The sequence below is a fragment of the Variovorax sp. 54 genome (assembly GCF_002754375.1).
Lineage (GTDB): Bacteria > Pseudomonadota > Gammaproteobacteria > Burkholderiales > Burkholderiaceae_C > Variovorax.
The window spans coordinates 3,063,719-3,076,501 of the sequence record NZ_PEFF01000001.1 but is presented as its reverse complement, the minus strand read 5'-3'; the positions used below and the strand labels follow the sequence as shown (position 1 = coordinate 3,076,501).

9 protein-coding genes are annotated in these 12,783 nt (G+C 69.5%); 6 read left to right on the top strand and 3 right to left on the bottom strand.

What is annotated here, in order from left to right; genetic code table 11:
• Nucleotides 1-9: 9 nt before the first annotated feature.
• The 4 genes from CLU95_RS14235 to CLU95_RS14220 are packed head-to-tail and all read left to right on the top strand — an operon-like array spanning nucleotide 10 to nucleotide 7,713.
• Entirely contained in the window at nucleotides 10-4,143 is a 4,134-nt protein-coding gene (locus tag CLU95_RS14235) for a YhdP family protein (RefSeq protein ID WP_099794076.1), read from the top strand.
• Nucleotides 4,140-4,958 carry a carbon-nitrogen hydrolase family protein gene (locus CLU95_RS14230; RefSeq protein WP_099794074.1) on the top strand — a complete coding sequence of 273 codons (819 nt, stop codon included), beginning with the start codon at nucleotides 4,140-4,142 and terminating at the stop codon, nucleotides 4,956-4,958. The genes CLU95_RS14235 and CLU95_RS14230 overlap by 4 nt, the downstream gene beginning before the upstream one ends.
• A gap of 2 nt (nucleotides 4,959-4,960) precedes the next feature.
• Nucleotides 4,961-7,036 (top strand): ATP-binding protein, encoded by a 2,076-nt coding sequence (locus CLU95_RS14225; RefSeq protein WP_099794072.1) that lies wholly within the window; start codon nucleotides 4,961-4,963, stop codon nucleotides 7,034-7,036.
• 50 nt (nucleotides 7,037-7,086) lie between these two features.
• Entirely contained in the window at nucleotides 7,087-7,713 is a 627-nt protein-coding gene (locus CLU95_RS14220; RefSeq protein WP_099794071.1) for a response regulator transcription factor, read from the top strand.
• Between the two features lie 4 nt (nucleotides 7,714-7,717).
• Here the strand turns inward: CLU95_RS14220 and CLU95_RS14215 are convergent, their stop codons facing one another.
• The 3 genes from CLU95_RS14215 to CLU95_RS30890 all read right to left on the bottom strand — a co-directional run bounded on the left by CLU95_RS14215 (nucleotide 7,718) and on the right by CLU95_RS30890 (nucleotide 9,373).
• Nucleotides 7,718-8,275 carry an OmpA family protein gene (locus CLU95_RS14215; protein ID WP_099794069.1) on the bottom strand — a complete coding sequence of 186 codons (558 nt, stop codon included), beginning with the start codon at nucleotides 8,273-8,275 and terminating at the stop codon, nucleotides 7,718-7,720.
• An 85-nt stretch (nucleotides 8,276-8,360) separates the two neighbouring features.
• Nucleotides 8,361-9,020, bottom strand: coding sequence for an OmpA family protein (locus CLU95_RS14210; RefSeq protein WP_062480790.1), 660 nt, complete (start codon nucleotides 9,018-9,020; stop codon nucleotides 8,361-8,363).
• A gap of 197 nt (nucleotides 9,021-9,217) precedes the next feature.
• A complete protein-coding gene (locus CLU95_RS30890; protein WP_180288602.1) occupies nucleotides 9,218-9,373 on the bottom strand; it encodes a hypothetical protein in 156 nt (51 codons plus the stop codon).
• On the opposite strand from CLU95_RS30890, the gene mltA reads away from it, so the two are divergent.
• Together mltA and CLU95_RS14200 are read left to right on the top strand one after the other, a co-directional pair.
• Nucleotides 9,372-10,520 (top strand): murein transglycosylase A, encoded by a 1,149-nt coding sequence (gene mltA, locus CLU95_RS14205; protein ID WP_099794067.1) that lies wholly within the window; start codon nucleotides 9,372-9,374, stop codon nucleotides 10,518-10,520. The two genes, CLU95_RS30890 and mltA, sit on opposite strands and share 2 nt — an antisense overlap.
• Before the next feature lie 216 nt (nucleotides 10,521-10,736).
• On the top strand, nucleotides 10,737-12,770 hold the full coding sequence (locus CLU95_RS14200; protein ID WP_099794065.1) for a PhoX family protein: 2,034 nt from the start codon (nucleotides 10,737-10,739) through the stop codon (nucleotides 12,768-12,770).
• The last annotated feature ends 13 nt before the right edge of the window (nucleotides 12,771-12,783 follow it).

The window sequence follows — 12,783 nt, the reverse complement described above, 5'->3', positions numbered from 1 at the left end:
CGACCCTCAATGAACGACACGGCGTCTTCCCCTTCACGTCTGCTCCAAATCACCGCTGTGACAGCGCGCTGGCTATTGGGTCTGCTCTTCGCTGCGTGGCTTCTGCTGGCGCTGTCAGTCGTGGTCCTGCACGCGTGGATTGTGCCGCGAATCGGCGATTTTCGCGGTGCACTCGAGGCGCAGGCTAGCAAGGCCATCGGTGTCCCGGTGCGCATCGGCGCCATCACCGCCCGCTCCGAAGGGCTATTTCCGGCCTTCGAATTGCGCGACGTGGTGCTGCAGGACGCAGACAAACGCGAGGCCCTGCGCCTCGTGCGGGTGGTGGCGAGCGTGTCGCCGCGCTCGCTGTGGCGCCTCAATTTCGAGCAGCTCTACATCGAGGGTCCGCAGCTCGACGTGCGCCGCGACACTCAGGGAAAACTCCATGTGGCTGGATTGCACATGGAGACCGACACGACCGGAGAAACCCGCGCCGCCGACTGGTTTTTCGCGCAGCGCGAGTTCGTCATCGAAGGCGGCACCGTGCGCTGGACCGACGAGCAGCGCGGCGCCGAACCGCTGCTGCTGACCGACGTGCGCTTCGTGTCCCGCAACGGCGCGCGCCGCCACGGCCTGCGGCTGGACGCCACGCCGCCGGCCGGCTGGGGCGAGCGCTTCACGCTGCGCGGCCAGTTCCGCCAGCCGCTGCTGTCGCTGCGCAGCGGCCACTGGCAGACCTGGGACGGCCAGCTTTATGCCGACCTGCCCTACATCGACGTCACCCGGCTGGGCCAGTACGTCTCGCTCGACGCGCGCATCCGCGAAGGCAACGGCGCGCTGCGCGTGTGGGCCGACGTGGACGACGGGCGCATCGTCGGCGGCGCTGCCGACCTGGGGCTGAACCGCGTCGACGCCTCGCTCGGCAAGGGGCTGCAGCCGCTGGTGCTGCGCGCCGTCACCGGCCGGCTGGCGGGGCAGATGAACGAAGACACCTTCGAGTTCTCGACCACCGCGCTGCAGTTCGACACCGTCGACGGCCTGCGCTGGCCCGGCGGCAACCTGTGGCTGCAGCACACGCCGGCCAAGGGCCGCACGCCCGAGCACGGCGCGCTGAAGGCCGACCGGCTCGACCTCGCGGCGCTGGCCCTCATCGCCGACCGGCTGCCGCTGGGCGAGGCCACGCACCGCGTGCTGGGCGCCTATGCGCCGCGCGGGCTGGTCGAGCGCATCGACATGAACTGGCAGGGCGCACCCGACGCGATCGCGCGCTACCAGGCCAAGGGCCGGGTCAGCGGGTTGCGCGTGGCGTCGCAGCCGGCGCCGGCCGCACCGAGCACGCCGACGCTCGCGGGCGCTCCCGCCGCACCGCCCCGCATTCATCCGGGCACCCCCGGCCTCAGCGGCGCCACGCTCGACTTCGACGCCAGCCACACCGGCGGCACCGCCACGCTGGCCATGGCCAAGGGCACGCTCGAATTCCCCGGCGTGTTCGAAGACCCGGTGATCCCCATCGACCGGCTCTCGACCCAGCTGCAATGGAAGCTCGACAACGGCGCCATGCAGGTGCAGATGTCGAAGCTGCGCTTTGCCAACGCCGACGCCGAGGGCGAGGCCGAGGCCCACTGGCGCACCAGCGATCCGGCCACCTCGAGCAGCCGTGCGCAGCACCCCGGCGTGCTCGACCTGCAGGGCAAGCTCACGCGCGCCGACGGCACCCGCGTCTTCCGCTACCTGCCGCTCGACATTCCGCAGCACACGCGCGACTACGTGCGCGAGTCGGTCGTCAAGGGCACGGCCAGCACGGTCGATTTCCGCGTGCGCGGCGACCTGCACGACATGCCCTTCATGGACCCGAAGCAGGGCGAGTTCCGCATCGCGGCCAAGGTGTCGGACGTGCACTACGCCTACGTGCCGCCGTCGCTTGCAGCCGCCACCACTGCCCCGGCGTCGCGCACCGGCCCGCCCGCCGCGCCGCCGCCCGTGTGGCCGGCACTCACCGGCGTGTCGGGTGAGCTGGTGTTCGAGCGCGCGGGCATGCTGGTGCGCAATGCGCGCGGGCGCATCGTGGGCGCGCCCGGCGTCGAGATCACGAAGGCCGAGGCGCAGATCGCCGACATGTCGCACCATGCCGCGCTGCTGCGCGTCGATGCGCAGGCCAGGGGGCCGCTGGGCGAGGTGCTGCGCGCCGGCGCACCGCTGGCCGGCGAGGCCGGGCCCTTCCTGCAGCGCGCGCGCGCCACCGGCTCGGCCGACTACAAGCTGCGCCTCGACCTGCCGCTGGAGAACGTCAACAACACCAAGGTGCAGGCCACCGTGACGCTGGCCGACAACGAGCTGCAGGTGGTGCCCGAGGCCCCGCCGTTCACGCAGGCGCGCGGCACGCTCAGCTTCACCGACACCGGCTTCTCGCTGGCCGGCGTGCAGGCCCGCCTGCTGGGCGGTGACGTGCGCGTCGAAGGCAAGGGCCGCTTCAGCGGACCCCAGCGCGAACTGGCACTGAAGGCGCAGGGAACGGCCAGCGCCGAAGGCCTGCGCGGCGCGCGCGAGGTCGACTGGTTGGCGCGCCTGGCCAAGCAGGCCACCGGCAGCACGCCGTACGCCGCCACCTTCTCGATGCGCGACAACACGCCCGAGTTCTCCCTCACCAGCAGCCTGCAGGGGCTGGCGCTGCAACTGCCGACGCCGCTCGTGAAGACCGCCGAAGAACAGATGCCGCTGCGCATCGAAAAGAAGGTGCTGGCGCGCGACGCCCGCCACGGCACCGCCACGCAGGACCAGCTGACGCTCGAACTCGGCCGCATCGGCTCGATGCAGTACGTGCGCGAGCTGTCGGCCACGGGCGAGGCGCGCGTGCTGCGCGGCGGCATCGGCGTCGGGCTGGCGCCGGGCGAGACGGCGCTGCCGTCCGACCGCGGCGTGTTCGCCAACGTCAACATCGCCAAGCTCGACATGGGCGCCTGGCAGACGCTGGTGGGCACCGCGGCGGTGGTCGCCGGCAGCGAGCGGGTCGACGATCCCGACCTGGCCTACCTGCCCACGCGCATCGCGGTGCGCGCGCAGCAACTGGGCATTGCGGGCCGCACCCTGCACAACGTGGTGCTCGGCGGCACGCGCGACGGCACGCTGTGGCGTGCCAACGTCGACGCCACCGAATTGAGCGGCTACGCCGAGTACAGCCACAGCCAGGCCGGCCGGCTCTATGCGCGGCTCGCGCGGCTGAAGATCGCGCCGGCCGAGGCCACCCAGGTCGAAGCCCTGCTCGACGAGCAACCGGGCACCCTGCCGGCGCTGGACATCGTGGTCGACGACTTCGAGCTGCTCGGCAAGCACCTGGGCCGCGCCGAGATCGACGCCGTCAACCGCGGCGGGCGCGAATGGCTGCTCAACAAGCTCGCGTTCAGCGTGCCTGAAGCCACCTTCACTGCCAAGGGCACCTGGGCCGCACCGGCGGGCGCCAGTGCCGGCCAGCGGCGCACGGCCATGAACTTCAAGCTCGACATCGCCGACGCCGGCGACCTGCTCACGCGCTTCGGCATGCCGGGCGTGCTGCGGCGCGGCAAGGGCCGGCTCGAAGGCGAGGTGAACTGGCGCGGCTCGCCGTTCTCGCTCGACTACCCGAGCCTGGGCGGCCAGCTGCAGGTCGACGTGGAGCAGGGGCAGTTCCTCAAGGCCGACCCCGGCCTGGCCAAGCTGCTGGGCGTGCTGAGCCTGCAGGCGCTGCCGCGCCGGCTCACGCTCGATTTCCGCGACGTGTTCAGCCAGGGCTTCGCCTTCGACTTCATCCGCGGCGACGCCAAGATCAACAAGGGCATCGCCAGCACCAACAACCTGCAGATGAAGGGCGTCAACGCCGCCGCACTCATGGACGGTTCGGCCGACATCGTGCGCGAGACGCAGAACCTGCGCGTGGTGGTGGTGCCCGAAATCAACGCCGGCACCGCCGCGCTGGTGGCCACGGCCATCAACCCGGCCATCGGCCTGGGCACCTTCCTCGCGCAGTGGGTGCTGAGCAAGCCGCTCGCGGCAGCCGCCACGCAGGAGTTCCACGTCGAAGGCACCTGGGCCGACCCCAAGATCACCAAGGTGCCGCGCTCGCTGCAGCTGCCCGGCCTGCCGGGTGCATCGACTGCGGGTGAAGGCAAGAAATCGGAGACCACGCAATGAAAGTCGCAGCCATCCAGATGGTGTCCGCCATCACCCGCGAAGCCAACCTCGTGCGGGCCCACGCCCTGCTCGGGCAGGCGGCGCGCGACGGCGCCGAGCTCGCGGTGCTGCCCGAGTATTTCTGCATGATGGGCGCGCGCGACACCGACAAGCTCGGCCTGCGCGAAACCGCCGGTGCCGGCACCGTGCAGGGCTTCCTGGCCGATGCCGCGCGCGAGTTCGGCCTGTGGATCGTGGGCGGCACGCTGCCCATCGAGAGCGACGACGCCGACCACGTGTTCAACAGCTCGCTGGCCTTCTCGCCCGAAGGAAAGTGCGTGGCGCGCTACGACAAGATCCATCTGTTCTTCTTCGACAACGGCACCGAGCACTACGACGAGCGCCGCGTCATCGCACCCGGCGCGCAGCCCGTGGTGTTCGACCTGCCGTCGCGCGACGGCCACGCCTGGCGCGTGGGCATGAGCGTGTGCTACGACCTGCGCTTTCCCGAGCTGTACCGCGCACTGGCGGGGCAGGGCGCTGATCTGCTGCTGGTGCCCAGCGCCTTCACGCGCACCACAGGCGCCGCCCACTGGGAGGTGCTGCTGCGCGCCCGCGCCATCGAGAACCTGGCCTGGGTGGTCGCGCCCGCGCAGGGCGGCACGCATGAGAACGGCCGCCAGACCTGGGGCCAGTCGCTGGTCATCGACCCCTGGGGCACCGTGGTGGCGCAGCAGGCCGCCGAAGAGGGCGTGGTGCTGTTCGACCTCGACGCCCGCCAGGTCGAGCGCACGCGCGCCCAGCTGCCCGCGCTGTCGCACCGCGTGCTCGCCTGACGATGGCCGACGAGGCGCTGGACCTTCCCGCACCGCCGCCGCCGCCGCCCGAGCCATCGCGGCAGCGCCGGGTGTGGATCGCCTTCGCGCGCCTGCGCTCGCTGTGGCAGCGCTGGTTCCTCTGGCTGCTGCTGGCGGTGCTGGTGCTGGCGCTGCTGGTCACTGTGGTGTGGCTGGCCGGTCGGCACGAGGTCGAGCAGGTGCAGGCGGCGCTCGAGCGCGACACCGCCGATGCCGTCGTCGACCTGCGCAGCGGCCTGCAGCGCAACGCCCAGAGTCTGCGCGCCACGCTCGCGCCCGGCATGGAGCGCACGCACTGGGCCGACCGCGCGGCGGCGCAGCTGCGCGAGCACCGCGAATGGCTGCGGCTCGAATGGCGCGACGCCGAGCTGCGCCCCATCGAGGCCGTGAACACGCCCTACCGCATGCGCATCCTCGAGGAGAGCAACCGCGGCCCCGCGCAGTCCGACGTCACGCTGGCCTGCACCACCGCGCGCAAGGCCGGCGCACCCGCCTACTCGCCCAGCCACTACGTGCCCGTGGCCGGCGGCGGCGGTGTCGAGGTGATGGAGCTGTGCCTGCCGATGGACAGCGGCGACTACCTGGTGGCGAGCTACTCGCTGCGCGACACGCTGGTCGAACTGGTCGGCCCCACGCTCACGCGCGGTCAGGAGGTCGCCTTCACCGAGGCCGACGGCACGCGGCTGGTGGCGCTGGGCACCTCGCGGCGCATCGGCACGCGCGTGTTCACCTCGCAGCAGCGCATCGACCTGCCGGGCGCCTCGCTCATGCTGCGCGTGGACGGCTGGCGCGCCGCGCCCGACCTGTTCCCGAACATGCTCACGGCGCTGGTCACGGCGATCTCGATCGCACTCGTGTCGGTGCTCATCCTGCTGGCGCGCGACACCCGCCGCCGCCTGCGCGCCGAGCGCGACCTGGCCGACGCACTGGCCTTTCGCAAGGCGATGGAAGACTCGGTCGTCACCGGCCTGCGCGCGCGCGACCTGCAGGGCCGCATCACCTACGTCAACCCGGCCTTCTGCGAGATGGTCGGCTTCACGCCCGAAGAGCTCATGGCCGACAGCGTCGAGGCGCCCTACTGGCCCACCGAGCTGGCGCACGAATACCACCTGCGCCAGACGCGCCGTTTCGCGGGCGGCCTGCCGCCGCGCGAGGGCTTCGAGTCGGTCTTCATGCGCAAGGACGGCACGCGCTTTCCGGTGCTGATCTTCGAGGCGCCTCTCATCAACGCGCACAAGGTGCAGACCGGCTGGATGAGCGCCTTCATCGACGTGAGCGAGCAGCGCCGCGTCGAAGAACTCTCGCGCGCCAGCCAGGAGCGCCTGCAGGCCAGCGCGCGCCTGGCCACCGTGGGCGAGATGGCCTCGCTGCTGAGCCACGAACTCACCCAGCCGCTGGCCGCGATTGCCAGCTACGCCACCGGCTCGCTCAACCTGCTGGGGCCTGAAGTGAAGGGCGAGCAGGCCGAGGTGGCCATGGCCGTGAAGCGCATCGCCGAGCAGGCCGACCGCGCGGGCCAGGTGATCCGCAGCGTGCACGACTTCGTGCGCCGGCGCGACCGCATGCGCGAGGCCGTGGCGCCGCAGGCACTCATCGACGCCGTGCTGCCGCTGGTGCGGCTGCAGGCCCGCAAGCTCGACGTGGCGATCGAGATCGTGTGCGAAGAGCGCCTGCCCGCCGTGGTGTGCGACCGCACGCTGGTCGAGCAGGTGCTGCTGAACCTTGCGCGCAATGCCATGCAGGCGATGGACAGTCCCGACAACACCGGCAACCGCCTGTTGAGGCTGCGCGTGGCGCGCGCCCTGCCCGTGGGCGCCACCGTGCCGGCCGACGGCCGCCGCTGGCTCGAGTTCTCCGTGGCCGACCTGGGCTGCGGCATCAGCGACGAGGTGGCGGCGCGCCTGTTCACGCCCTTCTTCACCACCCGCGCCGACGGCATGGGCCTGGGCCTGAGCCTGTGCCGCACCGTGGTGGAGCAACATGGCGGCGCGCTGATGTTCGAACCCAACCGCCCGCGCGGCACCGTCTTCAGGTTTACGCTACCGGCTGCGGGATAGCCGCTTTTTTCTTCTTCTTCTTCGTTTTCTGTTCCGCTGGACCTCATGGCATGCAACCGCTGATCGATGGCTTGATCTTTATCGTGGACGACGACGCCAGCGTGCGCGAGGCGCTGGCCTGGCTGCTGCGTTCGCGCCGCCTGGCCAGCGAACACTTCGGCAGCGCCGAGGCCTTCGAGCAATACCTCACCGAGGCGCCGCTGCCCGACCAGCCGCGCTGCCTGCTGCTGGACGTGCGCATGCCTGGGATGAGTGGGTTGGTGCTGTTCGACCGGCTGGCCGAACGTGGCCTGCTGGCCGAGATGCCGGTGATCTTCCTGACCGGCCATGCCGACGTGCCGACCGCCGTCGAGGCGGTCAAGCGCGGGGCTTTCGATTTCTGCGAGAAGCCGTTCTCGGACAACGCACTGGTCGACCGCATCGAACAGGCGCTGGGCATGTCGCAGCGCGCCCTCGAAGTGCAGCGCGTGCGCCGCGGCCTGGCCGGCCGCATCGCCGAGCTGACCGACCGCGAGCGCGACGTGATGCGGCTCGTGGTCGAGGGCCTGCCGAACAAGCTCATCGCCGACCAGCTCGCGATCAGCGTGCGCACGGTGGAGGTCCACCGGGCGCGCGTGTTCGAGAAGATGGAAGTGAAGTCGGCGGTCGAGCTGGCGAACCGCCTCCGGGACCTTTAGAAGGTCAGATTTTCTCGGCGACGAAGATTTCGACGCGGCGGTTCTGCGCGCGGCCGGCGGCCGTGCCGTTGTCCGCCAGCGGCTCGCGCGAGCCGCGGCCGTCGGTGGTGATCACGGTGGTCGACACGCCGCGGCCCACGAGGTGGTTGCGCACGCTGTCGGCGCGGCTCACCGAGAGGCGCTCGTTGCCTTCTTCGCTGCCCGTGCTGTCGGTGTGGCCGACCACGCGCAGGCTGGCGGTGGTGGCGCTCTTCAGGCCTTCGGCGACCTTGTCGAGCACCTGCGCCAGATTGCGCTTGACGTTGGCGCGGCCCGTGTCGAACGAGAGTTCATTCGGAATCACGACGTGAAGCTGGTTGTCGGCGGTCTGCTCGATCACCGTGCCCGTGCCCTTGGTGGAGCTTTCGAGCTCGGCCTTCAGCGCGTCCAGGCGGGCGGTCCAGCTGTTGGCCGGTGCGGCCTGCTGTGCGGCCGGTGCTTCGGCCGGCGGGGTCGACGATGCGCAACCCGCGATGAACAACACAGCGGCCATGGCCGCGCTCGACACAACAAACTTCCTCATGAATTTTCCCTCTGATTGAACCAATGAAAACTGAAGCGGGAACCGGCCGTTCGATGACGCGGCCGGTTTCCCGTTGGGGCTGCGATCAGCCGCGCTGTGCGCGCTCGCCCACGTAGATCTCGACGCGGCGGTTCTGTGCCCGGCCGGCGTCGCTGTTGTTGTCGGCCACCGGCTCATGCGAGCCGCGGCCTTCGATACGGAAGGCCGCAGCGCTCACGCCGCGTGCCACCAGGTAGTCGCGCGTGCTGGCGGCGCGGTCCACCGACAGCGGGTTGTTGATGGCGTCGGAGCCGGTGCTGTCGGTGTGGCCAATGATGCGCACCTCGGCGTTCGGGTTGTTGCGCAGGCCGTTGGCGAACTGGTCGAGCACGGGCGCGAAGTTCGACTTGATGTTGGAGCGGCCCACGTCGAACGACACGTCGCTCGGAATGGCGAGCTTCAGCTCGTTGTTGGCCGTCTGCGTCACGGCCACGCCGGTGCCCTGCGTGGCGGCTTCCATCTGGCGCTTCTGGTTTTCCATGCGCTGCGACCACAGGTAGCCGCCGAGCGCGCCGGCTGCCGCGCCGACCACGGCGCCCGTGCCGATGGCACCGCGGTTGCCGCCGGTGGCCGAGCCGATGGCGGCGCCGCCGAGGGCACCGATGCCGGCACCGATGCCGGTGTTGCGCTGGGTGTCGGTCATTCCGCCGGCGCAGCCGGACAGGACGAGGGCAGCTGCGGTGGTTGCAAGAACGAACTTTTTCATGGCGATGCCTTTCCAGGTTGAATCAAACGGGCCACAGCTTAGCCCTCGACGGGTATGCGATGGTACGTGCTCAAAGCCCTACGGAAAATAAGAAAACTTTCGCCATCGCCCGTGAATGCTGCGATGATTGCTACTAAAGTTGTAGCAATAGGGTGCTTGTCCGACAGCGGGGCGCGCCGTGCGGCTACACGAGCAATTCACACTTTGGGCGGGGGATCGCGATCCGAGCTCTCGGCATCAGCGTCGGGCTCGTCATGCAGTTCACCCTTGTTGCGCCCGGAAAACATGGTCCACCAGATGATCAAGATCAGGACGAGTCCCGCGGCGAGGGCTTCAAGCAGAATCAAACCCATGAGAAATGGACTCCAGTGGCTGGTGGGGCTTGCGATCGTAGCAACGCTCGCCGGCTGTTCCCTCGGCCCCCGCGCCCCCGACACCCCCACCCGACCCACCGTCACCCCGCCGCGCGACCTCGGTCCGCTGACCGGATCGCTCGCGCATCCGAAAAGCCGCTGGGTGCCCGTGGGCTGGTCCGAACTGCCGGGCTTCAGCGAAGACCCTTTGCATGAAGCGTGGATCGCGCTGCTGGCCAACTGCGCACGCCCCAACGCCGCCTTCGCGCCGCTGTGCCGCGAGGTGCGCCAGCTCGCCATCGCCACGCCCGAAGAGCAGCGCCGCTGGATGACCGACCGGCTGCAGCCCTACCGCGTCGAGTCGCTCGCGGGCCAGAGCGAAGGCAAGCTCACGAGCTACTACGAGCCCGTGTACGAAGCCTCGCGCGTGCCCTCGGCCGGCTTCAGCGTGCCGCTGTACCAGGCGCCCGACGGCCTCGTGCCCAAGCGCCCCTGGTTCACGCGCCAGGAAATCGAGACCCTGCCCGAGGCCCAGGCCGCGCTGCGCGGTCGCGAGATCGCCTGGATGGCCGACCCCATCGATGCGCTCATGCTGCACATCCAGGGCTCGGGCCGGTTGCGCATCACCGAGGCCAACGGCTACCAGCACACCGTGCGCGTGGCCTACGCGGCCACCAACGAGCAGCCGTACCGCAGCGTGCAGCAATGGCTCATGAGCCAGGGCGTCGCCAAGGTCGGCAAGTGGCCCGACGACACCAAGGCCTGGGTTGCGCAGAACCCGCAGCGCGTGTCGCAGCTGCTGTGGAGCAACCCGCGCTACGTGTTCTTCCGCGAAGAGACCCTGAGCGAGCTCGACGCCGCCTTCGGCCCGCGCGGTGCGCAGGGCGTGCCGCTCACGGCCGGGCGCTCCATCGCGGTCGACCGCGAGAGCATTCCCTACGGCACGCCGGTCTGGCTCGCATCGAGCGGCCCGACCGCGCAGTTGCAGAAGCTGGTGGTGGCGCAGGACACGGGCAGCGCCATCCTGGGCGCCGTGCGCGCCGACTACTTCGCCGGCACCGGTGCCGAGGCCGGCCGGCTCGCCGCGAGCGTGAACCAGCCGCTGCGGCTGTGGGCGCTGTGGCCGAGGCAGTTGCCGGCGCCTTGAAGCCCTCGGCGGCTTGAACGACACAACGGCGCGGTGATCCCGCGCCGTTTTGCATGCCGCCGACCGGGGCGTTGTCGGGGTGTTGTCGGGGCGACCGTCATCGTTCTGTCATGCGCGATGCACGCCTTCGTCATGGGCGCCTTTTAAGGTCTGCGGCCTGACAGAGGCCGACTTTAGGCCTCATGCCGACCCACCCCACGATCCCTGGAAAACAAAATGACTGATCACGTCAAGGCGCCCGCCGCCTCCCGCCGTCACGCCCTGAAACTGCTGGGCGCCGCCCCGATGCTCCCGCTGGGCGGTGTCGCCTTCCTCACCGCCTGCGGTGGTGGTGGCGGCGGTGGCCAGGCCTTCCCGCCCTTCGTGGTGCCGCCGCCGGCGCCTGCGCCTGCGCCCGCACCGGCAGCCCAGTTCGTGTCGGCCGAATTCAACGGCATGGCCGCGCCCACGCTGGACGTTCCCGCCGCCATGGCCACGAACACCGTGAACTCCACGCTCAAGGTGTCGTTCGACAACGGCAGCTCCACCGAGTACCGCCTGGCCTACCAGCCCTTCTTCCTGACCGGCGACATGGTGCCGGACGGCAAGGGCGGCAAGATCCTCGCGGGCGGCTATGTCGACATCAAGAACCAGCCGATCATCGATGCGTCGGTGGTGGGCAAGGAACGCCAGTTCTTCTCGGACAGCCCGGACGGCACCTCGCTGATCGCGCTGCCCAACGCCAACGTGCCCGGCATCAAGGGCAAGGCCGTGTTCGCCGTGGTCCAGTTCGAATACACCACGCGCAACCTGAAGGGCGAAGGCACCTACGGCACGCTGCCGTCGCCCATCGCGGTGCTCACGCTCGACCAGGACCAGACCACCGGCAAGCTGAGCCTGGTCAAGTACCACAACGTCGACATGTCGAGCGCCCACGGCCTGTGGATCACCTGCGGCGCCAGCCTGTCGCCGTGGAACACCCACCTGTCCAGCGAAGAGTACGAGCCTGACGCGACCACCGCCGCCGGCACTGACATGTTCAAGGCCTACAGCAAGAACGTGTTCGGCGACGAGACCAAGGCCAACCCGTACCACTACGGCCACCTGCCCGAGGTCACCGTGAACCCCGACGGCACCGGCAGCGTGAAGAAGCACTACTGCATGGGCCGCATCTCGCACGAGCTGATCCAGGTCATGCCCGACAACCGCACCGCCATCATGGGCGACGACTACACCAACGGCGGCTTCTTCATGTTCGTTGCCGACAAGGAAAAAGACCTGTCGGCCGGCACGCTCTACGTGGCCCGCTACGAAGCCGGCTACTCGATTGACCCCGCAGCAGCCGCCACCAAGATGACGTGGATCAACCTGGGCCATGCCACCAGCGCCGAGATCGAGGCACTGGCCAATACGCTCAAGGCCACGGACATCATGGATGTGACCACCACCGATCCGGTCGACCCCACGTACACCGCCATGTACCTGGACGGCAAGGCCAGCTGGGGCCGCGTGAAGCCCGGCATGGAAAAGGCCGCGGCTTTCCTGGAAACCCACCGCTACGCCAACGTGAAGGGCGCCAGCATGGCCTTCACCAAGATGGAAGGCACCACCGTCAACATCAAGGACAAGGTGGCCTACTCCGCGCTGCAGAACATCCAGGACTCGATGGTCGAAAAAGGCAAGGGCTGGTCGGCGGCCAACAACATCGCGCTGCCCAAGAAGCTCAGCGCCGGTGGCGTGATGGCGCACAACCTTGTGGGCGGCCAGAAGGACGCCGACGGCAAGTCCATCAACAGCGACTGGGTGCCCACGCAGACCCGCGCACTGATCGTCGGCGAAGACCTCACCACGCCCGACGCACTGGGCAACACCTCCAGCCCCGACAAGATCGGCAATCCCGACAACCTCAAGTTCTCGGAAAAGCTGCGCACGCTGTTCATCGGCGAGGACAGCAGCAGCCACGTCAACAACTTCCTGTGGGCCTACAACATCGACACCAAGAAGCTCTCGCGCCTCATGTCGATTCCCGCGGGTGGCGAATCGACCGGCCTGCATGCCGTGGACGAGATCAACGGCTGGACCTACATCATGAGCAACTTCCAGCACGCGGGTGACTGGGGCACGGGCCCTTCGAAGACGCCTGCCGATGGCCTGCATGGCAAGGTCTACACCACGCTCGACCCGCTGGTGCGTGCCAACTACAAGGACCGCTACGCCGCCGCCGTCGGCTACCTCACGGCCGACCCGATCCAGATCAAGCTGGCGAAGTAAGCCTTCGAGGCTT

Coding starts and splice junctions, on each gene's coding strand:
- CLU95_RS14200 (WP_099794065.1), top strand. CDS start 10,737: ATGACTGATCACGTCAAGGCGCCCGCCGCCTCCCGCCGTCACGCCCTG.
- CLU95_RS30890 (WP_180288602.1), bottom strand. CDS start 9,373: ATGGGTTTGATTCTGCTTGAAGCCCTCGCCGCGGGACTCGTCCTGATC.
- mltA (WP_099794067.1), top strand. CDS start 9,372: ATGAGAAATGGACTCCAGTGGCTGGTGGGGCTTGCGATCGTAGCAACG.
- CLU95_RS14235 (WP_099794076.1), top strand. CDS start 10: ATGAACGACACGGCGTCTTCCCCTTCACGTCTGCTCCAAATCACCGCT.
- CLU95_RS14210 (WP_062480790.1), bottom strand. CDS start 9,020: ATGAAAAAGTTCGTTCTTGCAACCACCGCAGCTGCCCTCGTCCTGTCC.
- CLU95_RS14215 (WP_099794069.1), bottom strand. CDS start 8,275: ATGAGGAAGTTTGTTGTGTCGAGCGCGGCCATGGCCGCTGTGTTGTTC.
- CLU95_RS14220 (WP_099794071.1), top strand. CDS start 7,087: ATGCAACCGCTGATCGATGGCTTGATCTTTATCGTGGACGACGACGCC.
- CLU95_RS14230 (WP_099794074.1), top strand. CDS start 4,140: ATGAAAGTCGCAGCCATCCAGATGGTGTCCGCCATCACCCGCGAAGCC.
- CLU95_RS14225 (WP_099794072.1), top strand. CDS start 4,961: ATGGCCGACGAGGCGCTGGACCTTCCCGCACCGCCGCCGCCGCCGCCC.